This window comes from Streptomyces cyaneochromogenes (assembly GCF_003963535.1).
GTDB classification, from domain to species: domain Bacteria; phylum Actinomycetota; class Actinomycetes; order Streptomycetales; family Streptomycetaceae; genus Streptomyces; species Streptomyces shaanxiensis.
Window position 1 is genome coordinate 6828510 of the sequence record NZ_CP034539.1, and the last position, 22219, is coordinate 6850728.

18 protein-coding genes are annotated in these 22219 nt (G+C 71.3%); 10 read left to right on the forward strand and 8 right to left on the reverse strand.

The annotated features are described in order from the left end of the window. Positions 1 to 64: 64 nt before the first annotated feature. On the forward strand, positions 65 to 2479 hold the full coding sequence (gene lon / locus EJ357_RS31260; protein ID WP_126395032.1) for an endopeptidase La: 2415 nt from the start codon (positions 65 to 67) through the stop codon (positions 2477 to 2479). A gap of 111 nt (positions 2480 to 2590) precedes the next feature. Here lon and EJ357_RS31265 read toward each other — a convergent pair whose 3' ends face one another. Further along, the gene (locus tag EJ357_RS31265) at positions 2591 to 3424 is read right to left on the reverse strand and encodes a lysozyme (RefSeq protein WP_126395033.1); all 834 of its coding nucleotides are present in this window, start codon (positions 3422 to 3424) and stop codon (positions 2591 to 2593) included. Between the two features lie 250 nt (positions 3425 to 3674). On the opposite strand from EJ357_RS31265, the gene EJ357_RS31270 reads away from it, so the two are divergent. After that, positions 3675 to 4187 (forward strand): MarR family winged helix-turn-helix transcriptional regulator, encoded by a 513-nt coding sequence (locus EJ357_RS31270; protein ID WP_126395034.1) that lies wholly within the window; start codon positions 3675 to 3677, stop codon positions 4185 to 4187. 1025 nt (positions 4188 to 5212) lie between these two features. Here the strand turns inward: EJ357_RS31270 and EJ357_RS31275 are convergent. Then, positions 5213 to 6001: a protein phosphatase 2C domain-containing protein gene (locus tag EJ357_RS31275; RefSeq protein ID WP_126395035.1), complete on the reverse strand. Its 789-nt coding sequence runs from the start codon at positions 5999 to 6001 to the stop codon at positions 5213 to 5215. 369 nt (positions 6002 to 6370) lie between these two features. On the opposite strand from EJ357_RS31275, the gene EJ357_RS31280 reads away from it, so the two are divergent. Genes EJ357_RS31280 through EJ357_RS31300 form a run of 5 tightly spaced genes read left to right on the forward strand, consistent with a single transcriptional unit; the run spans position 6371 to position 11987 of the window. Further along, complete coding sequence (locus EJ357_RS31280) at positions 6371 to 9163, forward strand: sensor histidine kinase (RefSeq protein WP_407698427.1); 2793 nt, start codon at positions 6371 to 6373, stop codon at positions 9161 to 9163. After that, entirely contained in the window at positions 9160 to 9663 is a 504-nt protein-coding gene (locus EJ357_RS31285; RefSeq protein WP_126395037.1) for a roadblock/LC7 domain-containing protein, read from the forward strand. The genes EJ357_RS31280 and EJ357_RS31285 overlap by 4 nt, the downstream gene beginning before the upstream one ends. Then, positions 9660 to 10088 (forward strand): DUF742 domain-containing protein, encoded by a 429-nt coding sequence (locus EJ357_RS31290; protein WP_126395038.1) that lies wholly within the window; start codon positions 9660 to 9662, stop codon positions 10086 to 10088. Before EJ357_RS31285 ends, EJ357_RS31290 begins: the two co-directional genes overlap by 4 nt. Continuing rightward, positions 10069 to 10707, forward strand: coding sequence for a GTP-binding protein (locus EJ357_RS31295; RefSeq protein WP_126395039.1), 639 nt, complete (start codon positions 10069 to 10071; stop codon positions 10705 to 10707). Before EJ357_RS31290 ends, EJ357_RS31295 begins: the two co-directional genes overlap by 20 nt. Before the next feature lie 26 nt (positions 10708 to 10733). Further along, entirely contained in the window at positions 10734 to 11987 is a 1254-nt protein-coding gene (locus EJ357_RS31300; protein WP_126395040.1) for a styrene monooxygenase/indole monooxygenase family protein, read from the forward strand. Here the strand turns inward: EJ357_RS31300 and EJ357_RS31305 are convergent. From EJ357_RS31305 to EJ357_RS31320, 4 genes are all read right to left on the reverse strand, one after another. Continuing rightward, the gene (locus EJ357_RS31305) at positions 11905 to 13026 is read right to left on the reverse strand and encodes a C40 family peptidase (protein WP_126395041.1); all 1122 of its coding nucleotides are present in this window, start codon (positions 13024 to 13026) and stop codon (positions 11905 to 11907) included. The genes EJ357_RS31300 and EJ357_RS31305 overlap by 83 nt on opposite strands. Positions 13027 to 13128: 102 nt before the next feature. Then, a complete protein-coding gene (locus EJ357_RS31310; protein ID WP_126395042.1) occupies positions 13129 to 13464 on the reverse strand; it encodes a hypothetical protein in 336 nt (111 codons plus the stop codon). 10 nt (positions 13465 to 13474) lie between these two features. After that, positions 13475 to 14128, reverse strand: coding sequence for a TetR/AcrR family transcriptional regulator (locus tag EJ357_RS31315; protein ID WP_126395043.1), 654 nt, complete (start codon positions 14126 to 14128; stop codon positions 13475 to 13477). A 372-nt stretch (positions 14129 to 14500) separates the two neighbouring features. Beyond that, positions 14501 to 15439: an AurF N-oxygenase family protein gene (locus EJ357_RS31320; protein ID WP_126395044.1), complete on the reverse strand. Its 939-nt coding sequence runs from the start codon at positions 15437 to 15439 to the stop codon at positions 14501 to 14503. Positions 15440 to 15528: 89 nt separating this feature from the next. Here EJ357_RS31320 and EJ357_RS31325 point away from each other — a divergent pair, with 89 nt between their 5' ends. Further along, positions 15529 to 16635, forward strand: coding sequence for a ferritin-like domain-containing protein (locus EJ357_RS31325; protein WP_126395045.1), 1107 nt, complete (start codon positions 15529 to 15531; stop codon positions 16633 to 16635). On the opposite strand, the gene EJ357_RS31330 is transcribed toward EJ357_RS31325, so the two are convergent. Beyond that, complete coding sequence (locus EJ357_RS31330) at positions 16629 to 16922, reverse strand: hypothetical protein (RefSeq protein WP_126395046.1); 294 nt, start codon at positions 16920 to 16922, stop codon at positions 16629 to 16631. The genes EJ357_RS31325 and EJ357_RS31330 overlap by 7 nt on opposite strands. A 144-nt stretch (positions 16923 to 17066) precedes the next feature. Between EJ357_RS31330 and EJ357_RS31335 the strand changes: the two genes are divergently transcribed. Beyond that, entirely contained in the window at positions 17067 to 19511 is a 2445-nt protein-coding gene (locus EJ357_RS31335) for a S8 family serine peptidase (protein WP_126395047.1), read from the forward strand. A gap of 49 nt (positions 19512 to 19560) precedes the next feature. Here EJ357_RS31335 and EJ357_RS31340 read toward each other — a convergent pair whose 3' ends face one another. Next, positions 19561 to 20079: a DUF3291 domain-containing protein gene (locus tag EJ357_RS31340; RefSeq protein ID WP_126395048.1), complete on the reverse strand. Its 519-nt coding sequence runs from the start codon at positions 20077 to 20079 to the stop codon at positions 19561 to 19563. A 167-nt stretch (positions 20080 to 20246) separates the two neighbouring features. On the opposite strand from EJ357_RS31340, the gene EJ357_RS31345 reads away from it, so the two are divergent. Next, positions 20247 to 22217 carry a sensor histidine kinase gene (locus EJ357_RS31345; RefSeq protein ID WP_126395049.1) on the forward strand — a complete coding sequence of 657 codons (1971 nt, stop codon included), beginning with the start codon at positions 20247 to 20249 and terminating at the stop codon, positions 22215 to 22217. Positions 22218 to 22219 lie beyond the last annotated feature (2 nt).

The window sequence follows — 22219 nt, forward strand, 5'->3', positions numbered from 1 at the left end:
GAACATTCGCACTCCCTCGTGCATTGAGTCGGCATAGCTCAACTTGACTGCCGAAGGGGAGATCATGGCTTCGACGTCCACACCGCTCACCTTGCCTGTGCTGCCGCTCGACGACGAGGTCGTGCTGCCCGGAATGGTGGTCCCGCTGGATCTGAACGACGCCGATGTGCGCGCCGCGGTGGAGGCCGCGCAGGCCGCCGCCCGGTCGCAGCCGGGGAAGCCACGGGTGTTGCTGGTGCCCCGTATTGACGGTACGTACGCGAGCACCGGTGTGCTCGGCACCGTCGAGCAGGTCGGCCGGCTGGCCGACGGTGACCCGGGTGCCCTGATCCGCGGCCGCGGCCGCGTGCGGATCGGCGCCGGGACGACCGGGCCGGGTGCGGCACTGTGGGTCGAGGGGGCGCGGGTCGACGAGAGCGTGCCCGAGCCGCTGCCGGGACACGTCACCGACCTGGTGAAGGAGTACAAGGCCCTCGCCACCGCCTGGCTGCGCAAGCGCGGTGCCTGGCAGGTCGTGGACCGGGTGCAGGCCATCGACGATGTGTCCGCCCTTGCCGACAACTCCGGTTACTCGCCGTTCCTGACCACCGAGCAGAAGGTGGAGCTCCTCGAGACGGCCGAACCGGTCGCCCGTCTCAAGCTCGCCACCCAGCAACTGCGCGACCACCTCGCCGAGCAGGACGTCGCCGAGACCATCGCCAAGGACGTCCAGGAGGGCGTCGACAAGCAGCAGCGCGAGTTCCTGCTGCGCCGTCAGCTGGAGGCGGTCCGCAAGGAACTGCGCGAGCTGAACGGCGACAAGGACGGCGAGGAGTCCGACGACTACCGCGCCCGCGTGGAGGCCGCCGACCTGCCCGAGAAGGTCCGCGAGGCCGCGCTCAAGGAGGTCGACAAGCTGGAGCGGTCCAGCGACCAGTCGCCCGAGGGGTCGTGGATCCGCACCTGGCTCGACACCGTCCTCGAACTGCCGTGGAACGAGCGCACCGAGGACGCCTACGACATCCAGGGCGCGAAGGGCGTGCTGGACGCCGAGCACGCCGGTCTGGAGGACGTGAAGGAGCGGATCACCGAGTACCTTGCGGTGCGCAAGCGGCGCGGCGACCGGGGGCTGGGCGTCGTGGGAGGCCGCCGTGGCGGAGCCGTCCTGGCCCTCGTCGGCCCGCCCGGCGTCGGCAAGACCTCGCTCGGCGAGTCCGTCGCGCACGCCATGGGCCGCAAGTTCGTCCGGGTCGCCCTCGGCGGTGTCCGCGACGAGGCCGAGATCCGCGGCCACCGCCGTACCTACGTCGGTGCGCTGCCGGGCCGGATCGTGCGGGCCATCAAGGAGGCCGGGTCGATGAACCCGGTGGTCCTGCTCGACGAGATCGACAAGGTGGGGTCCGACTTCCGGGGCGACCCGGCGGCGGCCCTGCTGGAGGTCCTGGACCCGGCCCAGAACCACACCTTCCGGGACCACTACCTGGAGGTCGAACTGGACCTGTCGGACGTGGTGTTCCTGGCCACCGCAAACGTCCTGGAGGCCATCCCCGAGGCCCTGCTCGACCGTATGGAACTGGTCCGCCTCGACGGCTACACCGAGGACGAGAAGGTCGTCATCGCCCGTGACCACCTGCTCCCGCGCCAGCTGGAGCGGGCGGGTCTGAACGACGACGAGGTCGCCATCGACGAGGGCGCCCTGCGCAAGCTCGCCGGTGAGTACACGCGCGAGGCGGGCGTGCGCAACCTGGAGCGGTCCATCGCGAGGCTGCTGCGCAAGGTGGCGGCGCAGCACGAACTGGGCGAGCGGGAGCTGCCGTTCACGATCGGCGACGGCGACCTGCGTGGCCTGATCGGCAGGCCGCACCACGTGCCCGAGTCCGCCCAGGACCCGGCGGAGCGCCGTACGGCGGTGCCCGGCGTGGCCACCGGCCTCGCGGTCACGGGAGCGGGCGGAGACGTCCTGTTCGTGGAGGCGTCGCTGGCCGACCCGGAGACGGGTGCGGCGGGTCTGACGCTGACGGGCCAGCTGGGTGACGTGATGAAGGAGTCGGCGCAGATCGCCCTGTCCTTCCTGCGTTCCCACGGCGCCGAACTCGAACTGCCGGTCGCCGACCTGAAGGACCGGGGCGTGCACATCCACTTCCCGGCGGGCGCGGTGCCCAAGGACGGCCCGAGCGCGGGCATCACGATGACGACGGCCCTCGCGTCGCTGCTCTCGGGCCGCCTGGTCCGCACGGACGTGGCGATGACGGGCGAGGTCTCGCTGACCGGCCGGGTCCTGCCCATCGGCGGCGTCAAGCAGAAGCTGCTGGCGGCCCACCGGGCGGGCGTGACGACCGTCGTCATCCCCAAGCGCAACGAGCCCGACCTGGACGACGTCCCCGCCGAGGTGCTGGACAAGCTCGACGTCCACGCCGTCACCGACGTCCGTCAGGTCCTGGAACTGGCCCTGTCGCCGGCCACCGACGGCGCGGCCCGCGAGGTTCCGGTCGCGGCGTGACGACGTGGTCCAGTAGCGGGCTCCGCCCGCGGGGACCGGACAGGCAGGGCCCGGGTCCCGTGAGGGAGGCCCGGGCCCTCGCCGTACGGCGGTACGTCCTCCGACGACGGGTCAGCCGTTCGCCAGAGCCCGGACGCGGTCCAGTGCTCCGTTGAACCTGTTGTGGTCGCCGACGGTCGGTCCGGAGGACGTGTACTGCCACATGGTGTAGTAGCTCCACCCCGCCGGCAGTTCCCCCACCTCCGCGGCGTACCGGGCGACCCACAGCGGGTTGGTGGTGGCGAAGCCGCTGTAGTTGCCGGTGCACTGCTTCCACCAGCTGGTGGCGGTGTAGATGACGGCGTCGCGGCCGGTCCGGGTCTTGTACCGGGTCAGGAAGTCGCGGATCCAGGTGACCATCTGGCTCGTGGTCTTGCCGTAGCAGGCGTTGCCGTACGGGTTCCACTCGATGTCCAGGACGCCGGGCAGGGTCTTGCCGTCGCGGGACCAGCCGCCGCCGTGGTCGACGAAATAGTTGGCCTGGGTTGCTCCGTTGGTGGTGTCCGGGGTCGCGAAGTGGTAGGCGCCGCGGATCATGCCGACGTCGTAGGAGCCGCTGTACTGCTGGGCGTAGTAGGGGTTCGTGTAGTACGTCCCCTCGGTGGCCTTCACGTAGGCCCACTTCACCCCGCTGTTCCACAGGGTCGACCAGGCGACGTTGCCCTGGTGGCTGGAGACGTCCACGCCTTCCGTCTGGGTGGCCAGGGCGTCGTCGGGGACGCCGTGGACACCGTCGTGGGTCGCGACGCCCATGCCCATGTGGGCGGAGCCCGGGGACGGGGGGTCGTCTTCCGCGGACGCGGGAGAGGGGTGGATGGCGAGGAGGAGGGAGAGGGTCGCGGCGAGCAGGAGCCCGGCGAGGTGCGGGCGCCGAGGGCGGAGCGGTTCGGGTCTGTGCACGGACATAGCGTGCCTCCGAAGGCTCGGTGGTGCTCGGTGAGGAACGCGCGGGGGTGAGGCCGCCGTTGGGGGAGCGTGGCTGTGGCGTGTGCATGCCAGTCATGCTCCGATGGAGAAGCTAGGCGCGCAGAAGCGCAGGTGGAAGGGGGTCCGGAGGCTGCCTTTGGTCTGAGCCTGCGAAATACTGGCGGAGCTGCGGCGATGACGGCGGTTGGCGGAAACTTTCAGGACCGGGACCTACCAGGCAGGGGCTGACGTGCACGAAGGCGGAAACAGCGAGGACGGGCGAGTGGAGTCCGGGAGCGCTCCCTCCGGAGGCGTGCCCGATGGCGGCATGGACCAGCCTGAATTCCTCGACCTGGAACGCGAGTTGACGGTCCTCTTCCGGCGCGCCAGGGCCAAGCAGGGCGAGATGGCCCGCGAGGTGCATCCGGACCTGGAGTCGGCGGCGTACGGGCTGTTGGTCCGGCTGGGTGAATCCGGGCGCCAGCGGGCCACCGAACTCGCCGCCTACATCGGGGTCGGCAAGGCCACCATGTCGCGCCAGCTCCGGGCCCTGGAGGACCTCGGCCTCGTCGCGCGCGAGCCCGACCCGGCCGACGGGCGGGCGTGGCTGGTCCATCTCACCGAGGAGGGCCGCGGGCGGGTCGCGAAGGTGCGCGAGGCCCGGCGGGGCCGGTATGTCGAGCAGTTGTCCCACTGGGACCGGCACGAGGTCGCGGAGCTGGCGCGGTTGCTGAACCAGTTGAACCGGGGGATGGAGAAGTAGGCCCACGGGGTCCGTGACTCACCGGGTCCGTACTCACTGGGTCCGTACGCGCCGGGCCTGTGACTCAGGCGGTTCTGACTCAGGCGGCCTTTGGCTCAGGCGGCCTGTGACTCACATGGCCCCTAGCTCACGAGGCCCCTAGCTCACGAGGCCCCTAGCTCACGAGGCGCCCGGCCCTCCGGGCCCGTGGCTCGCGCGGCCTATGACTTACGTGGCTCCTAGATCGCGCGGCCTGTGGCTCGCGCGGCCCCTGGCCCACCGGGGCCATACTCGCCGGGCCCGTGGCTTGCGCCGCCCATGACTCACATGGCTCCTAGCTCACGCGGCCCCTGGCTGACGCGGTTCTGGCCCACATCGGGCCTGTGGCTTGCGCGGCCTGTGGCTCACGCGGACCCTGGCCCGCCGGGCCCCGGCTCACCGGGGCCGTACTCGCCGGGCCCGTGGCTTGCGCCGCCTATGACTCACATGGCTCCTAGCTCACGCGGCCCCTGGCCCGCACGGTCCCTGGCTGACGCGGCTCTGGCCCACATCGGGCCTGTGGCTCGGGCGGTCCTTGTCTCACCGGTCTCTTGGCTCACGCGGCCTGGGACTCACACGGCCCCCGGCTCGCATGGTCCCTGGCTGACGCGGCTCTGGCCCACATCGGGCCTGTGGCTCGGGCGGTCCTTGTCTCACCGGTCTCTTGGCTCACCCGGCCGGACTCACACGGCCCCCGGCTCGCACGGTCCCTGGCTCACGCGGCCCTGGCCCACATCGGGCCCGTGGCTCACGCGGACCCTGGCCCACCGGGCCCCGGCTCACCGGGGCCGTACTCGCCGGGCCCGTGGCTAACGCGGCCTTGGCCCACGCGGTCGGGACGTCCGAGGCCTGCACGCTGGCGGTCACCGTCCCGGCCCTTGGCTCACGCGGCCCCTGGCTCCCCAGGCCCGTCTCACCGGCCCCTTGGCTCACGCGGTCCTTGGCTCACCAGGCCCGTCTCACCGGCCCCTTGGCTTACGCGGCCCTTGGCTCACCGGCCCCGTCGCTCACAGCTCCGCGTACACGACCGTCGCGTCGTCATGCGTCTTGCTCCGTCCCAGATACGCCCGCTCCTCCGCGTCGGCCGACTCCAGTGCGCGGACCCGGTTCACCAGGGCCTGCGCCCCTTCCTTGCGTACGAGGGTGAAGCAGTCCGCCCAGCCGCCCTCCCGGAACTTCTCGACCCACCTCGTCGCCCCGTCCGTCAGCGCCGCGAGCGCCCGCACCTCCTGCCGGGCGAGCGCTCCCGTGACCGCCCGGTCGGCCACCGACGGGTCCGCGGCGGCCGTGAAGAAGCCGCCCTCCTTGTTGCGGATGTGTGCGTCGATCAGCGCGTCCGTGGCCAGGGACGCCCGTGGGAGGCGGGACAGGCGGTCGTCCAGGTAGGGGGTGACCGTGCCGTCCGGCGACTCCACCAGCAGCGCCGAGTCGGACAGGACCAGGTACTCCACCGACTCCGGCGACCACCGCGCCAGAACCACCGTTGCCTGTGGGGTACGCGGGTGAGAAAGGTCACAAGTCGTGGCGTGGGCCTCGGCGGTACGCGCGAGGGCGCGGGACAGCGCGTCGGCGAGGGGAACATCCGGGAGTGAAACGGTCAGTTCGGTCAGTGCTCCGCCGAGCCGCGCGGTGAACCAGGGGACGGAATGCAGACAGCCCGTCTCGCCCCGCGGCGGGGTCACACCGTCCAGGACCACCAGCGCGCCGCCCTGTCCCGAGGCGGGAAGTCCGACGCTCGCGAAGTCCTCGTTGGGGCGCGTCCGCTCGCCGGGCTCGGAAGCAAGCTCTGTTCGCATTCGGTCAGTCTGCACGAGGCCTTCACAAGGTTCGCGAAGGGGTTGCATCGGTTGCCGAATGGGTGCAGCCGCGCAGGTCAGACGCCTGATTTGGGCTGGAATGGCGCGCTCCGGCCGGACGTGGCGGCGAATACTGCCATCGCCCGCCGCAGACGTCCAACCGGCCCGCCACGCAAGGGGTGTGCGCGCGTCGGAAGAACTTGCCCGCCAACTCCCCTCCGGGGTTCACTCCTTCGGGTGGCGGGTCAGGTGATGCGCGGCCGCCGTCCACCGGCACTGGGAGGGTCGGGAACCGCATCGAGTGTACGTACAGTCGGTTGGCATTGGTTGACGGAACGTCACTCGGACCATGGGTATCACGAGTCAGGAATGCGAGCACCGGTGCAGAAGATGCGGCCTCGTCGCTCAGGCAAGCAGACGGCCTCCGCAGGGGGCACGCAGCCCACTCCCGACACCACCACCGACGCCACACCCGCCGGCAAGGGGCGCCCGACACACGTACGCAACCGGCTGATCGTCGCCGTTGCCGTCGTGGCCGCCGCCATCGCCGCGGCCGGCGTCCCCTCGATCGTCGCCGCCTCCGGGCAACTGCACGACTCCCAGGAACTGGTGACGCTCGCCGAGCAGACCCAGGACGCGCTCACCCTCGCCCACTCCCTGGCCGACGAGCGCGACGAGGTCACCTCGTACATCGCCGCCGGCCGGCCCAAGTCCAAGGCGCCCAGCGAGCAGCGCAGCGCCCGGGTGGACCGGCAGGTCGAGGAACTGAGCGCCGACCCCGACGCCCCGGCCTCCCTCCACGACGACCTCGACGGCATCGCGGCCGTGCGCCGGGCCGCGCTCTCCGGCAAGAGCACCGCGCTGGAAGCGCACGAGGCCTACTCGGCCGCCATCAGCGAACTCCACCGGCTCGCCGAGCAACTGGCCGAGCAGATGCCGCCCCGCACGGGCCCCGGCGCCCACGCGCTGGCCGAGCTGGACTCCGCCGTGCAGCAGGCCGCCGCAGCCCGAGGCCTGCTGCTCGCCGCGCTCAGCGTGCCGACCATCACCGAGACCGTCGTCGACCCGGTCACCGGCCTCGCGACCACCCAGAAGACCTCCTCGGCCGCCGACGCCAAGCAGCGCGCCGCGCTCAGCGCCGCCGCCCAGCAGGCCCGCCTGCGCTCCGACGCGGCCCTCGCCGACTTCCACGACACCGCCCCCAAGTCCGCGCGGACGTCGTACGACTCCACGGTCACCGGCCCCGAGGTCAACACCGCCGACCGGTACCTCGCCGCCCTCACCGACCAGTCCGCGCTCTCCGCCCGGGACCTGAACACCAACATCCAGCGCGCCGAGGGCGCCCTGTCCGCCCGCGTCGACCTGATGCGCGGCGTCGAGTCGGCCCTCTACGAGGGCCGCACCAAGGACCTCGAACAGCTCCGCGACGACGACGTCACCGCGCTGGAGATCCGTATCGCGATCCTCGGCGCCCTGATGCTGCTCGCCGTCGGCGTCGCCACCGGCATGGCGCGCTCCCTGACCCGGCCGCTGGCCGTGCTGCGGATCGGCTCCGCGCGGCTCGCCCAGGCCGAGGACCCGGCGGCGGAGGAGCCGGTCAAGTTCACCGGCCGCAAGGACGAGTTCGCCCAGGTCGTCAACTCCGTCAACGCCCTGCACGCGCACGCCACCACCCTCCACGAGCGCATCACCACGCTGGAGTCCGACCGCAAGCACCTCGTCGGCCAGCGCCAGAAGATGGCCGACGCCCGCGAGGAGCTGCGTACCGAACTCGCCGAGTCCGCAGCCCAGTTGGAGCGCCTGCGGGACACCATCGGCTCCACCTTCGTGAACCTCGCCCTGCGCACCCTCGGCCTGGTCGAGCGGCAACTCGCCGTCATCGAGGGCCTGGAGGAGCGCGAGCAGGACCCGGACCGGCTCGCCACGCTCTTCAAGCTCGACCACTTCGCCACGGTCATGCGCCGGCACAGCGAGAACCTCCTCGTCCTGGCCGGCACCGAGCACGTCCAGCAGCACGCCGGGCCGGTCCCACTCGTCGACGTCGTCCGTGCGGCGGTCAGCGAGATCGAGCGGTACGAGCGCGTCCGCATCGCCGCGCTGCCGCCGCACGCGCACGTGGCCGGGTTCGTCGCCGACGACCTCTCCCACCTCCTGGCCGAGCTGATGGAGAACGCCACCGCGTTCTCCCCGCCCGACCAGCCCGTCGAGATCTCCGGCTGGCTGCTGGAGAACGGCGAGGTCATGCTCTCGGTCCAGGACGAGGGCATCGGCATGACCGAGGAGCGCCTGGCGCGGCTCAACTCCCGGCTCGCCGACTTCGACCCCGAGGCTTCCTACGACCAGGAGGGCGACGACGGCCTCGGCCTCTACGTCGTCGCCCGCCTCGCCCACCGCCACGGCATCCGCGTCCGGCTCCGCGAGCAGAAGCAGGGCGGCATCGCGGCGGTCGCGGTCCTGTCGAAGGGCCTCCTCGTGGCGGCCCCCGCGGCCGCGGTCCCCGCCGACGCCCCGCACCGGGCCGGCACCCACACCTTCTCCCTGCCGGGCGCCGACGCGGAGGCCAACTCCAACGTCCTGCATGGCCGTTCGAAGGACGGCGACCCCTTGGTGGCGCTGGCGGAAAGGGCCGTGGGGGAGACGGCCGTACAGGAGGCGGCCGTACGGGAGACCGCTCAAGAGGGCGAGCCGGAGGACCGTAAGGCCCCTGAGGCGGCGCCCGCCGAGACGACGATGGAACTCCTGATCCCGGAGCAGCCCGCCGGCCCCGCCCAGGAGACGGAGACCCCGGTCACCGACCCCTACGCCATCGGGCCCGACACCCATGAGCGTGCCCGGGACGAGAGGGACCAGAGGGGCGAGAGCGCCGAGGGGGAGGAACTCGTCACCGACAAGGGCCTGCCCAAGCGCACCCCGAAGATCACCGCCCCGGCCCAGGCCCCGCGCCAGCGGACCGGCGGTGTCGACGCCGACGCCCTGCGCAGAAGGCTCGGCGGCTTCCGCAGGGGAGCGGAGGCCGGCTACCGCGACGTACAGGCGGAGATCGCCGAGCAGACGGGTCAGAACAAGGCACCGACAGGGGAAACCGCGGAGTCCGCGGAAGACGCAGGACGCAACGAATCCGAAGCAGCCACGGGGGGCACCGTCGAGGAGGCAAGCAGTTGACCGCGCCCAGTACCTTCGGACTGAGCAGTGAAGCCCGCAACCTGCATTGGTTGCTGACGAATCTGGTCGAGGAGGTGCCGGGCATCCAGTCAGTCGCGGTGGTCTCCTCGGACGGCCTGCTCCTGCTCTCCTCCGACGACGCCCACAACACCGAGGCCCGGGAGACGAGGAGCGACAGGCCCACCGGCCCCCGCGGCTCCTCCGCCGACCTCGCCACCATCGTCTCCGGCATCGGCAGCCTCACCATCGGCGCCGCGAAGCTGATGCAGTTCGGCGGGGTGAAGCACACGATGGTCGCGATGGACGAGGGCAGCCTGTTCGTGATGTCCATCAGCGACGGCTCCCTGCTCGGCGTGCACGGCTCCGCGGACTGCGACATGAGCGTCGTGGCCTACCACATGGCGCTCTTCGTCGGACGCGCCGGCCACGTCCTCACCCCCGAACTCCGCAGCGAGCTACGGAAATCCCTCGAGACCGCGTCGGCAGGGAGTACCCGATGAGCAACGCCCCGAAGAACAGGCCCCAGCTCCCCGTCCGCGGCGGCGACCGCAAGCCCGCCCGCGTGCGCCCCTACTCGCTCACCGGCGGCCGTACGCGCTTCGGTCACGTCCTGCTCGTCGAGACCATCGTCGGCAGCACGGCCGCGCTGGAGGCCGCCGAGGAGCGCAAGGAACTGACGAACGGTTCCCTCACCACCCGGGTGATGCCGGAGATGCGGGCCATCGTCGAACTGTGCCGCCGGATGCGCACGGTGGCCGAGATCGCCGCGCTGCTGCAGATGCCGCTCGGCGTGGTCCGCGTGCTCCTCAGCGACCTCGCGGACCAGGGAAAGATCCGTGTGTACGGCACCGGAACCGGCCACGGTACGGGCCGGCCGGAACGCGCACTGCTGGAAAGGGTGCTGAGTGGACTCCGTCGTCTCTGACGCCGCTCGCGGTGTCTCCCCGCTCCTCGCCGAAGAGGGGCCCGAACAGCCCTGGCAGACGGACCGCACCCGGGCCCCCATCGCCACGAAGATCGTCGTGGCGGGTGGCTTCGGTGTCGGCAAGACCACGCTGGTCACCGCCGTCTCGGAGATCACGCCCCTGCAGACCGAGGCGCTGATGACCGAGGCGAGCGAGGAGACCGACGACCTCACCTCGACGCCCGGCAAGCTGACCACCACCGTGGCCATGGACTTCGGCCGCATCACGCTCGACGACGACCTGGTGCTCTACCTGTTCGGCACGCCGGGCCAGCAGCGGTTCTGGTTCATGTGGGACGACCTGGTGCGCGGCGCGATCGGCGCGGTCGTCCTGGCCGACACCCGGCGGCTGAAGGACTGCTTCCCGGCGCTGGACTACTTCGAGAGCTGCGGACTGCCGTACGTCGTCGCGGTCAACCACTTCGACGACAGTGCGCTGTTCCAGCCGGAGGACGTACGGGAGGCGTTGACGATCCCCGCCCGGATACCCGTAATGATCATGGATGCGCGCCGCCGGATCTCGGTGATCGAGACCCTGCTGTCCCTCGTCGGCCACGCGCTGGACGAAACCCCCGAGTAGATCCCCGAGTAGGAGAACAGCCCCGCATGCGGAAGATACTCGTCGTCGGAGCCGGCCAGTCCGGACTCCAGATAGCCCTCGGACTTCAGTCGCACGGGTACGAGGTCACCCTGATGTCCAACCGGACGGCGGACGAGATCCGCTCCGGCCGGGTCATGTCCACGCAGTGCATGTTCGACACGGCACTGCGGCACGAGCGCGATCTCCAGCTGAACTTCTGGGAGTCCCAGGCCCCGAAGATCGAAGGACTCGGCGTCTCGGTGGCGGCCCCCGGTTCCTGGGGCGAGGGTCCCGCGGCACGCGCGATCGACTGGCTGGGGCACCTCGACGGGTTCGCGCAGTCCGTCGACCAGCGCGTGAAGATGGCCGGCTGGATGGAGACGTTCGCCCAGCGCGGCGGGCAGCTGGTCATCCACGGCGCGGCCGTCGGCGACCTCGACTACTTCTCCCGTACGTACGACCTGGTGCTGGTCTCGGCCGGCAAGGGTGAGCTGGTCCAGATGTTCGGGCGGGACCCGGAGCGCTCTCCGTACAGCGAGCCGCAGCGCGCGCTGGCCGTGTCGTACGTCCACGGCCTGGGCCCGCGCCCGGAGCACCCGGACACCGAGGCCGTCCGCTGCAACCTCGTCCCCGGCGTCGGTGAGCTGTTCGTCATGCCCACCCTGACGACCTCCGGGCGCGCGGACATCCTGTTCTGGGAGGGCATACCCGGCGGGCCGCTCGACGTCTTCGACGGCGTGAAGGACCCGGCGGAGCACCTCTCCCTGACCCTGGGACTCATGGAGAGGTACGTGCCGTGGGAGTACGCCCGGGCGACCGAGGTCGAGCTCACGGACGCGGGCGGCGTGCTGAGCGGGCGATACGCGCCGACCGTGCGCAACCCGATCGGCCGGCTCCCGGGCGGCGGGCTCGTCCTGGGCGTGGCGGACGTCGTGGTGGCCAACGACCCGATCACCGGGCAGGGCTCCAACTCCGCGTCCAAGTGCGCGGCCGCGTACCTCGGCTCGATCCTCGAACACGGGGACAAGGAGTTCGACGAGGCGTGGATGCGCGCCACCTTCGACCGGTACTGGGACACCGCCCAGCACGTCACCAAGTGGACGAACGCGATGCTGGCGCCGCCGCCGGAGCACATCCTGGGCCTCATCGGCGCGGCGGGGCAGCTGCCGCAGGTGGCCGACCGGTTCGCCAACGGGTTCAATGACCCGGCCGACTTCGAGAACTATTTCTATGAGCCGGAGAAGACCCAGGCTTATCTCGCTGAGATTTCCGGGACCTGACCTCGGGGCGTACGGCTCCCAGGACCGGGTTGGACGCGATCGGGGAGATCCTGATCTTCTCGCCGGTGCGCGGCGCCTGGACCACCTTGCCCTTGCCCAGGTACATGGCCACGTGGGTGGCGTCCGGGAAGTAGACGACCAGGTCGCCCGGGCGCAGTTCGGTCAGCGGGATGCGCTCGAGCCGCGCCCACTGCTCCTGGCTCGTGCGGGGGATCCGGGTGCCGGCGTGGGCCCAGGCCTTGGAGGTCAGGCCCGAGCAGTCGTACGACTTCGGGCCCTCCGCGCCCCACTTGTACGGCTTCCCGAGCTGCTTCTTGGCGTAGCGCACCGCCCGGGCGCTCTCGCGTGAGGGCTTGTGGTCGTCCTTGGCGAGGGCGCCGGATTCCAGGAAGGCCTGCTGGGCTCTGGTGGCGTCCTTCTTCTCCAGCTCGGCCAGGGCCTTGAGCTGGCCGGTGGTGAGGGCGGCCAGGAGTTCCTCGATCCGCTTGAGGCGCTTGTGGACCGCGTCCCTCTCCTTCTTCCGGCGTTCGGCGAGGGCGAGTTGGTCGTCCAGGGCCTTGCGGGCCTTGCGGGCGAGTTCGTCGGCCTTCCTTTCCGTGCCGGTCAGACGGCCTACCGTCGCGGCGCGCTCGCGGGCCAGCCGGCCGATGACGTGGCCCTGGTCCAGGGCGTGCTGGGGGTCGCGGGCCAGGAGCAGGTGTACGTACGGGGAGATGTCGGTGGTGTTCTGGTACTGCTGGCGGGCCAGGCGGCCCGCGGCGACCCGGCTGTCGTGCAGGGAGACCCGGACGCGGGACAGGGCCGTGTCCAGGCGGGTGACCTCGGTGCGCTGCCGCCTGAGGTCCTCCTCGGTCGCGTTGTAGGTCTCCGTGGCCTGTTCGGCCTCGCGGTAGAGGCGCTGAAGGTCCGTCAGGAGACCGGCGACGGAGCGTTCCTGGGGTTCGGGGGCGGCCGTCGCTTGGGTCGGTGCGAGGATCGTGCCGGCCGCCGTGGTCGCCGCGGCTGCCGTACACGCCAGACGGAGAAGCCTTCCTGACACGTCATCACCTCCGGTGCGGAGAGGCTCTCTGCTCCGCATCGCGAGCTTTAGACGCGATCGCCGGGTTCGCGCGCCAGGTGTGCGCGGATCGGCGTAAAAAGGTCACCCGTCGGTGTCCTCCGGCTTGCTCCGCGGCGTGGCTTCTGGCTTGCTTCGCGGCGTGGCTTCTGGCTTGGACCACGGCCAGTTCAGTCGGCGGGGCTGCGGTCCTTCGGGGGCGTACTCGTACTTCCAGCGCCGGGTGAGGCCGGTGCGGGAGCCGGGGGTGCCGGGGGTGCGGGGGACGCGGCGGTAGACCAGGACCGTGGGCGGGCCGCCGTGCGGGTCGGGGACCGGGATGCGGTACGTCTTGGGCGGGTGGCCCGTGATGCCCAGGAGCACGGGGAGGACGCGGCCGTCCATGGGGCCGCCCTCGAAGGGGGTGTCTTCGCTCTTCACGGCACCAGTGTCAGCCATCCGCCGCGAGCTTCTCGGCCAGTGCGGCGGTCTGTGGATCACGGGCCGCGGTGACCGCGAGCACGGCGGTGAACTGTTCCACCAGCCAGTCCCGCAGTTCCTCCACCGGTGGTTCCTTGTCCTCGTCGAGCCAGATGAGGGAGGCCGCCTCGACCGCGGTGATCCACATCCGCACGGTCATGCGGAGGCGGAGGCCGGGGTCGGTGACCTCCAGGTGGCTGAGGATGTGCTCGGCGGCGGCGCGGCGGACTCCGTCCACTATGGCCGTCGTGCGGGACGTCTCCACGACGCTGCCGCCCTGGAGCAGTGCGCTGAAGCCGGTGTCGTGCTCGTCGACGAAGGTGAGGTAGCGGTCGAGGGCGCGGGAGAGGCGGGGGAGGAGGGGGCCCTCGCGGGGTTCGTCGAAGCAGTGCTGGAGCTCTTCGGCGGCCGAGCGGAGGGCGGCCTCGTAGAGCTGCTGCTTGCCGCCGGGGAAGTAGCGGTAGACCAGGGGGCGTGAGACGCCGGCCGCCTCTGCCACGTCGTCCAGGGACACGTCCTCGGGGGTGCGGTGGGCGAAGAGGGTGAGGGCGGCGTTGAGGAGTTGGCTGCGGCGTTCCTCGACGCTTAGGCGGCGGTAGGCGGGGGTGGGGGCCGAGGGCGTCATGACCAGCAGGGTAGTCGGGTGGGGAGTGCTGGTGCTCCGGTGGTTTGGCCGGGAATGCCTGTGGTGGGGTGCGTGGGTTGCGCGGGTTCGGTGGGGGTTCGCGTCTATGCCTGCGGCAGCCTGTGCGGCCTCGGTGGGAGTTCGCGTAGCGCCTTGCGTTGCGTTGTGGGTCGGGGCCGCGTCGGGGGGTGTCCGTCCTCGGACCGGCGGCTGGACTTAGGCCGGGAGGTGCTGCGTGTTGACGCCGGCCACTGCGGGCGGACACCCCCCGACGCGTCCCCTTGCCGCCGTACGCGGGTGCCGCGCCGCGGGGGTGCCGCGATGCGGGGGTGCCGCGCTGCGCGGGTGCCGCGCTGCGGGGGTGCACTCGCCTTATGCCAGGAGGCCCGACGACTTCCAGAGCTTGCGGCCTACTCCGCGCAGTACGCCGATGTCGTCCAGGAAGTCCGTCAGCTTTTTCGCTCCCGTCTGCATGACCTCGCGGCGGTGGGCGCTGGCCTTTACCTGGGCCAGGGCCTCGCGCTTGTCCAGGCCTACGTTCGTGTAGACCTCGGGGTTGACGAAAGCGACCGAGAACACGCGGGCGAACTCGCCGGAGGTGACGCGGGTGAACTCCTGGGACCACTTCGGGGCCGTCACCATCTGGCGGCGCAGTTCCTCGCGGGCGTAGCGGACGTGGCGGGCCTCCTCGACCACGTGGATGCGGGTGACCCCGCGGACGAGGGGCTGTACCCGCTCGTCGGGGAACGTCAGGCGCTGCATCCAGTCGAGGACCTCCTCGCCGAGGAGGGTGGCGGTGAAGGAGCCGGGGGTGGTGGAGATCGTCTTGAAGAGGCGGCCCAGGTGCTGGTGTGCGCGGCTCACGGGGTACCAGGGTGTGTCGCCGTGGGAGATCAGGCGGGCGAACATCTTGGAGTGGCGGCACTCGTCCTCTATCTCGGTGAGGGCGTAGCGGACGTGTGCGCTCGTTGCCGCCTTGTCGTAGATCTGGCGGACCAGCAACTGCATGAGGATGATCTCGAACCAGATGCCCAGGGAGGCCAGGGCCGCGGCCTCGTGCTGGGAGAGCAGGAGGCGCTGTTCCTCGCTCATGCGCTTCCACAGCGGGGTGTCGTAGAGCGAGAGCAGTTCCGGGGGCCAGAACCACTTGCCCTCCTCGAAGGGCGCGTCCCAGTCCAGCTCCTTGTCCGGGTCGAAGGAGTGCTTGGCGGAGGAGTCGAGCAGCCGTTGGGCCACCTGCTCCCGGTCCTTGAGCAGGCCGAGCGCGTCGCGGAGGCCCGCGAGCGCATCGGCGTCCGTCAGCGTCGTCATGTGCTTATGAGACTGCCTGTCAGCAAGGTCGTCAATCCCTCGCGCAAGAGTTGTTGACCCCGCGTCTACTACGTGTGAGCCTGCGAAGCATGCCGACTTACGACCTGTACGCCTCGGATCCGGGAGACCCACTCTGGCAGGTGCCGGCGACCGGCTCGGCACGTTTCGGCTGGGAGTACGACGACGGCCGCGACCGGCTGCTGGCCCTGTACCAGAAGGGCAAGGACAAGCAGTGGGACGGGCAGAAGCGCATTGACTGGGATCTGGAGGTCGATCCGGCCGATCCTCTCGGAACGCCCGATGAGTCCATGTCCCTGTACGGCACCAAGTACTGGGCCAAGATGACCGACAAGGACAAGGGGGAGCTGCGCAAGCACTACGCCTCCTGGCAGTTCAGCCAGTTCCTGCACGGTGAGCAGGGGGCGATGGTCTGCGCCGCGCGGATAGTGGAGTCGGTGCCGGACCTGGACGCCAAGTTCTACTCGGCGACCCAGGTGATGGACGAGGCCCGGCACGCGGAGATCTACGGGCGCTTCCTGCACGAGAAGATCGGGATGCTGTACCCGATCAACGACAATCTGCAGGCCTTGTTGGGCGACACGCTGCGGGACAGCCGGTGGGACATGCCCTACCTCGGTATGCAGGTGTTGATCGAGGGGCTCGCGCTGGCCGCGTTCGGCATGATCCGGGACACCACCGACAAGCCGCTGCCCCAGCAGATCCTGGCGTATGTGATGCAGGACGAGGCCCGGCACGTGGCCTTCGGACGGATGGCGCTGCGGGACTACTACCGGCAGCTGAGTGACGCCGAGCTCCGCGAGCGGGAGGAGTTCGTGATCGAGGGCTGCTATCTGATGCGCGACCGGCTGCGGGGCGTGGAGGTGCTGAGGAACTTCGGCATCCCGGCCGCCGAGGCCGAGGAGTACAGCGAGCAGTCCGAATTCCTCGCCCTGTTCCGCCGGTTGCTGTTCTCCCGCATAGTCCCCTGCGTCAAGGACATCGGGCTGTGGGGGACGCGTCTGCAGCAGGCCTATGTCGACATGGGCGTGTTCGAGATGGGCGACTCCAACTTGGACCTGCTGATGGCCCAGGACGAGGAGATCGCCGAGCGGTTGGACGCCGAGCGGTTCGCGGTGGAGGAGCGGGAGCGGGTCACGGAGGTGGCGGAGGCGATCGAGGCGGGCGGCTCTCAGTAGGACGTCGGGCCGAAGTCGGGCGGCGAGAGGACGGCCACCGCCTCGATGCCGTCCGCGATCTCGCGCGGCAGCCGCTCCAGCGGCAGTTCGTCCGACTGCGTTGTGTCCGGGGCCGTCCCGAAGGTCTCCAGGTACGCGGTCCGCGGACCGGTCAGCGCGAAACCCGAGGCGATCACCTCGCCCACGTCGAATCCATGGTCCGCGAAGTAGGCGAGTACTTGCTCGACGGGTTTCTGCGCAGCGAGCAGCACATGGGACGAAAGAGGGTTCGGGGAATTCTGGGTCACGGTTCGTCCAACGGTCGAGAATCATGAGGGCATACGTCTAAATGAGTATGTCCAACGGGTGTGGTTTTCCCCTATAGATGAAGGCTGTCCGTCGAAGTCTCTTTGACGGGTCCGTCGGAATGTTCATCGGAGTTGGGGGAGAAAATGCCCGATGAAGCCGGTTCAAGGCTGCCCGAAATTCTGTTCGCCCAGGCGTCGCCGCGTTCCGTCGGCGGGACCTCGCTGTTCGAGGCGGACGACGTCACCGTCGGTCAGGCGGCGGACTACACGTCCGAGGACCAGGTCGTGGCGGCCGCCGAGGAGCGGCTGACCAGGGCCGGCTTCCGCGTCCTGCAGCGGTCCCCGCAGACCCTCAACATCGCAGGTCCGCCCGCTCTCTACCAGGAGTACTTCGGCACCCGGCTGGTCACGCAGGAACGCCGGGTCGTCAAGCCGGGCGCGCGGGAGGCGACCGCCACCTTCATCGACTCGCCGGACACCGACCTGCCCGGACTGATCTCGACCGACGGCACGCCGGCCGGCGACGTCCTTGAGGGCGTGGCCATCGAGGAGCCGGTGTACACCTTCCAGAACGCCACTCCCCCGAAGGTGAATTACTGGCATCTGGAGGTGCCGGACCAGGTGGCGGCACTGCTGGGCGCGAACCGGGCGCACCAGAATGGAATCAAGGGAAATGGAATCCGGCTGACCATGGTGGACAGCGGCTGGTTCCGGCACCCGTATTTCGTCGCCCGGAATCTCAACGGCACGGTCGTGCTCGGCCCCGGCGCGAACAACCCGGCCGGCGACGAAAGCGGCCACGGAACCGGGGAATCCGCCAACGCGTTCGCTCTGGCGCCCGGGATCGACTTCTCGATGGTCAAGGCGAACTTCGTCAACATCCTCGGCGCGTTCAACACCGCCGTGGCCCGCACCCCGGCCCCGCAGATCATCAGCAACAGCTGGGGATACGACGTCCGGGACCACCCGTTGAGCGCCATCCAGCGGGCCCTGGCCGCCTCGGTCGCGCTCGCCGCGGCGAACGGCATCATCGTGGTGTTCTCGGCGGGCAACGGCCACCATGGCTTCCCCGCCCAGCACCCTCTTGTCATCGCCGCGGGCGGTGTGTACATCGACCAGGTGGGCAACGCCCGCGCCTCCGACTACGCCAGCGGCTTCGCCAGCCGCGTCTACCCCGGCCGCAACGTCCCCGACCTCAGCGGTCTGGTCGGGCTGCGCCCGCGCGCCGCGTACATCATGCTGCCGGTCCAGGCGGGCTGCGACATCGACCTGGACCTGGGCAACGGGGCGGCCTTCCCGAACGGTGACGAGACCGCCCCGGACGACGGCTGGGCGGCGTTCAGCGGCACCTCGGCGGCGGCGCCGCAGATCGCCGGCATCTGCGCGCTGATCCGCCAGACCCAGCCCAACCTGAACCTGCGCGGGATGCGCAACGCCCTGACGCGCACCGCCAAGGACGTCACGACCGGCACGTCCAACCCCGCGTCGGGCGGCCACCCCGCGCGCCCCGGCTTCGACCTGGCCACCGGCTGGGGCCTGGCCGACGCCCAGGCGGCGGTGCACGCCGCCGTCCCCGCGGCCGGCGGTCCCGCCGCCTACGCCCGGGGCAGCGACCGGCACGTCTTCTACCGCGGCGCGGACAACCTCCTGCGCGAGCTGTGGTGGTCCCCGGCGACCGGCGGCTGGCGCGTCGGCGACCTGGGCGCGACGGCGCTCGGCATCCCGGCGTCGGGCAACCCGGCCGCGTACCTTCTCGGCGACAGCCAGCACGTGGTCTTCCGGGGCACGGACGGCCGTATCCGCGAACTGTGGTGGTCCCCGGCGAGCGGCGGCTGGCGCACGCCCGGCCTGGACGCCGCCGCCCACGGCCTGCCGGCGGCGGGCGACCCGCACGGCTATGTCCTGGGCGACAGCCAGCATGTCGTCTTCCGGGGCACGGACAGCCGTGTCCATGAGCTGTGGTGGTCGGCGGCCACGGGGTGGCGTGTGGGCGGTACGTCGGCGGTGGCGCAGGCGGTTCCGGCTGCGGGCGATCCGTTCGGTTATGTGCTGGGGGACACGCAGCATGTGGTGTACCGGGGGACGGACGGCCGCATCCACGAGCTGTGGTGGTCCGCGCCGACGGGCTGGCAGCGCGGCGGGCTGGACGCGGTGGCGCAGGGCATCGCGGCGGCGGGCGACCCCCAGGCGTACGTCCTCGGCGACAGCCAGCACGTGGTCTTCCGGGGCACGGACAGCCGCGTTCACGAACTGTGGTGGTCGGCGGCCACGGGGTGGCGTGTGGGCGGTACGTCGGCGGTGGCGCAGGCGGTTCCGGCTGCGGGCGATCCGTTCGGCTACGTGCTGGCGGACACGCAGCACATCGTCTACCGGGGCACGGACAGCCGTATCCACGAGCTGTGGTGGTCCGCGGCGACGGGCTGGCAGCGCGGTGGCCTGGACGCGGTGGCGCAGGGCGTCGCGGCGGCCGGCGACCCCCAGGGGTACGTCGTCGGCGACGCCCAGCGCGTCGTCCACCGGGGGACGGACGGCCTCCTGAACGAACTGTGCTGGACCGCCGCACGCGGCTGGTACATCGGAGACCTCTGACCCGCCCGCCCGTGGACCGGGGAGATCCTCCCCGGTCCACGGACCGGAGCTAGACCTCGCAGCCCAGCCCCTGCGGCACGTCCCCCAGCACCGGCTCCGCGCCCTGCGGCGGGAACGACGTGCGCAGGGTGAAGGCGTACGGGGTCGGGCCGTTCGTGCGCAGGTGCAGCAGGCGGGACTCGGCCTCCGCGACCGTCGGGCGGTGGCCCGCCGGCACCCACCACAGGGCCGTCATCGCCTCCTGCACGCGCTCGAACCACTCGCGGCGGCGGGCGAGCATCTCGCGGTGGCGGCCCTGGTACATGTACGCGGTCAGGGCGTTCGTGTCCCGCCACATCGTCAGGTTGACGATCAGCCACTCGTCACCGAAGACGCGCACGTCCGTCGCGTCTCCCGTGTCGCCCTGCAGGCGCCAGACGTAGCCGTCGGCGGCCTCGGCGTCGGCGTTCACGGGGTCGAGGTTGTCGACGAAGTCCTTCAACTGCGGTGAATCCAACGGGGCCTTGAGGCGGGCGATGTTGACCTGGGCGAGTTCGTAGGCGGCTTCCGGGTCGGCAGATGTCGTCATGGACCGAACGATAGGTCGGGCGGGACGCGAGCCCCAGAGGGCGTCTCAGTACGTGGGCACATGTCCCTCTTTCACAGTCGTGGCCGTGCGGGGGTGAGTACCTGTCTACGGCTGTCTTACGGGCGGGAAACCGTGCCCTGACCGGCCCGCCCGTAGCCTCACGGGGCATGACGGGGAATGTACTGACCACCCTCCGCTCGACCGTCCGCCGCCGCCCGGCCGCCCTTCCCGGCTGGAGCTCGATCCGTGGCCGTATGGCCATCGTGCTGGCCGTCCCGACCTGTCTGCTGCTCGCCCTCACCGGGCTGGGCGTCGCCGACCGGGCCGCCGACTGGTCCGCCGCCCGGGAGACCGAGGCACATGTCGGGGTGCTGCTGCGGGCGCAGGAACTCGTCCGTGAGGTGCAGCGGGAACGCGGCCTGACCAACGGGCTGTTGGGGGGTGAGGAGGGCTATCGCGACGATGTCGTCGCGCAGCGCGGCCGGACCGACGAGGCGCGGGACGCGCTGCGTGCCGCGATCGACGAGGAGAGCGGTGCGCTGCCCGGCGCCGCGCTCTCCGCCCTGCGCGCCGTCGACGTTCCCCTGGCCACCCTCACCACGACCCGCGAGGACGTCGACGCCGGCACTGCCGACCGCGCCGCCACCCTGCGGACGTACACCAAGACCGTCACCCACCTCATCGACGCCGAGTCGGCCGGTGCCCCGGACGGTGACCGGCGTATCGCCCAGGGCGTGCAGGCGCTCCAGGCCCTCGCCCGGGCCACGGAGGCCGTCGCGCTCGAACGCGGTTCCCTCAACGGGGTGTTCGCGGCCGGGCGGTTCCGCGCGGGGGAGTACCTGGACTTCACGGAGGTCCGGGCCACCCGGGTGGCCGCGCTGGGGCAGTTCCGGCAACTCGCCGGGGGGGACGAGGAGTCCGCGCTCGACGACGCCTTCGGTACGGCCGCCGCGCGCCGGGTCGCCGGATACGAGGCGCGGGCCGAGCGGGGCGCCGACGGATCCGCCCTGGCGGTCGCCCCCGGCCGCTGGTGGGCCGACATGACGACCCTCGTCGACGATCTGCACGGTGTGCAGCGGGCGGTGGGGGACGACGTCCGCGCACGTGCCGACGAGTCCGGGTCCGCCGCCACCCGTCAGCTCGGCGGGTTCCTCGCCCTCGGGGCGCTGATCCTCGGTGTGGCCGTCGCCCTCGCCGTCTTCTCGGCCCGCTCCATCACCCGGCCCCTCGGCGCCCTCGCCGACGAGGCGGACGCCGTCGCCGGGAACCGGCTGCCCGAGGCCGTCCGGCGGATCCAGGAGGCCGACCCCGACGGCCCGCCGGGGCCGAAGACCGAGCGCCCTCGGCCGGCCGGTGGCGCCCGCGAGATCAGCCGTCTGGCCGCCGCTCTGCGCAACGTCGAGGACACCGCAGTCGGACTCGCCGCCGAGCAGGCCGTCCTGCGCCGCACCAGCACCGAGTCCCTGGCCAGCCTCGGCCGCCGCAACCAGAGCCTGCTCAACCGGCAGCTCGGCCTGATCACCACCCTGGAGAGCCAGGAGCTCGACCCGGACGCCCTCGCCGAGCTCTTCGAACTCGACCACCTGGCCACCCGGATGCGCCGCAACGCCGAGTCGCTGCTGGTACTCGCCGGTGAGGAGTCGCCGGCCCGGTCCTGGAAGGGCACGGTCGCCGTCGCCGACGTGGTGCGGTCGGCCGTGTCGGAGGTCGAGCAGTACCACCGGGTGGCCGCCGTCGACATCCAGCAGTGCGGGGTGCGCGGTCACTGCGTCGCCGAACTGTCCCACTTGCTCGCCGAGTTGGTGGAGAACGCGCTGATGTTCAGCCCGCCCAAGCAGCCCGTGGAGGTCTACGGCTGGCGGGACGGCACCGAGTACTGCCTGGCCGTCGTGGACCGTGGGATCGGGATGACGCCGGAGCGCATGGCCGAGTCCAACGCCGTGCTGTCCGGCAGGGGCGCCGCCCTGCACACGGCCCCGACCAGGTTCCTCGGCCACCACGTCGTCGGCGCCCTCGCCGCCCGCCTCGGCGCCCACATCGAGCTCCGCCCCACCCAGGGCGCGGGCGTCACGGCGTACGTCGCCCTGCCCGCCGCCCTGATCCAGGAGCCGACGTCAACGGCCGTGGCCCGAGGGTGACT

What these genes read in the sequence shown, in the direction of transcription:
- EJ357_RS31320 (WP_126395044.1), bottom strand. Translation starts at nt 15,439, where the DNA reads ATGACGACGCTGACGGACGCCGATGCGCTCGCGGGCCTCCGCGACGCG.
- EJ357_RS31335 (WP_126395047.1), top strand. Translation starts at nt 17,067, where the DNA reads ATGCCCGATGAAGCCGGTTCAAGGCTGCCCGAAATTCTGTTCGCCCAG.
- EJ357_RS31290 (WP_126395038.1), top strand. Translation starts at nt 9,660, where the DNA reads ATGAGCAACGCCCCGAAGAACAGGCCCCAGCTCCCCGTCCGCGGCGGC.
- EJ357_RS31275 (WP_126395035.1), bottom strand. Translation starts at nt 6,001, where the DNA reads ATGCGAACAGAGCTTGCTTCCGAGCCCGGCGAGCGGACGCGCCCCAAC.
- lon (WP_126395032.1), top strand. Translation starts at nt 65, where the DNA reads ATGGCTTCGACGTCCACACCGCTCACCTTGCCTGTGCTGCCGCTCGAC.
- EJ357_RS31345 (WP_126395049.1), top strand. Translation starts at nt 20,247, where the DNA reads ATGACGGGGAATGTACTGACCACCCTCCGCTCGACCGTCCGCCGCCGC.
- EJ357_RS31340 (WP_126395048.1), bottom strand. Translation starts at nt 20,079, where the DNA reads ATGACGACATCTGCCGACCCGGAAGCCGCCTACGAACTCGCCCAGGTC.
- EJ357_RS31265 (WP_126395033.1), bottom strand. Translation starts at nt 3,424, where the DNA reads ATGTCCGTGCACAGACCCGAACCGCTCCGCCCTCGGCGCCCGCACCTC.
- EJ357_RS31315 (WP_126395043.1), bottom strand. Translation starts at nt 14,128, where the DNA reads ATGACGCCCTCGGCCCCCACCCCCGCCTACCGCCGCCTAAGCGTCGAG.
- EJ357_RS31325 (WP_126395045.1), top strand. Translation starts at nt 15,529, where the DNA reads ATGCCGACTTACGACCTGTACGCCTCGGATCCGGGAGACCCACTCTGG.
- EJ357_RS31300 (WP_126395040.1), top strand. Translation starts at nt 10,734, where the DNA reads ATGCGGAAGATACTCGTCGTCGGAGCCGGCCAGTCCGGACTCCAGATA.
- EJ357_RS31280 (WP_407698427.1), top strand. Translation starts at nt 6,371, where the DNA reads ATGCGAGCACCGGTGCAGAAGATGCGGCCTCGTCGCTCAGGCAAGCAG.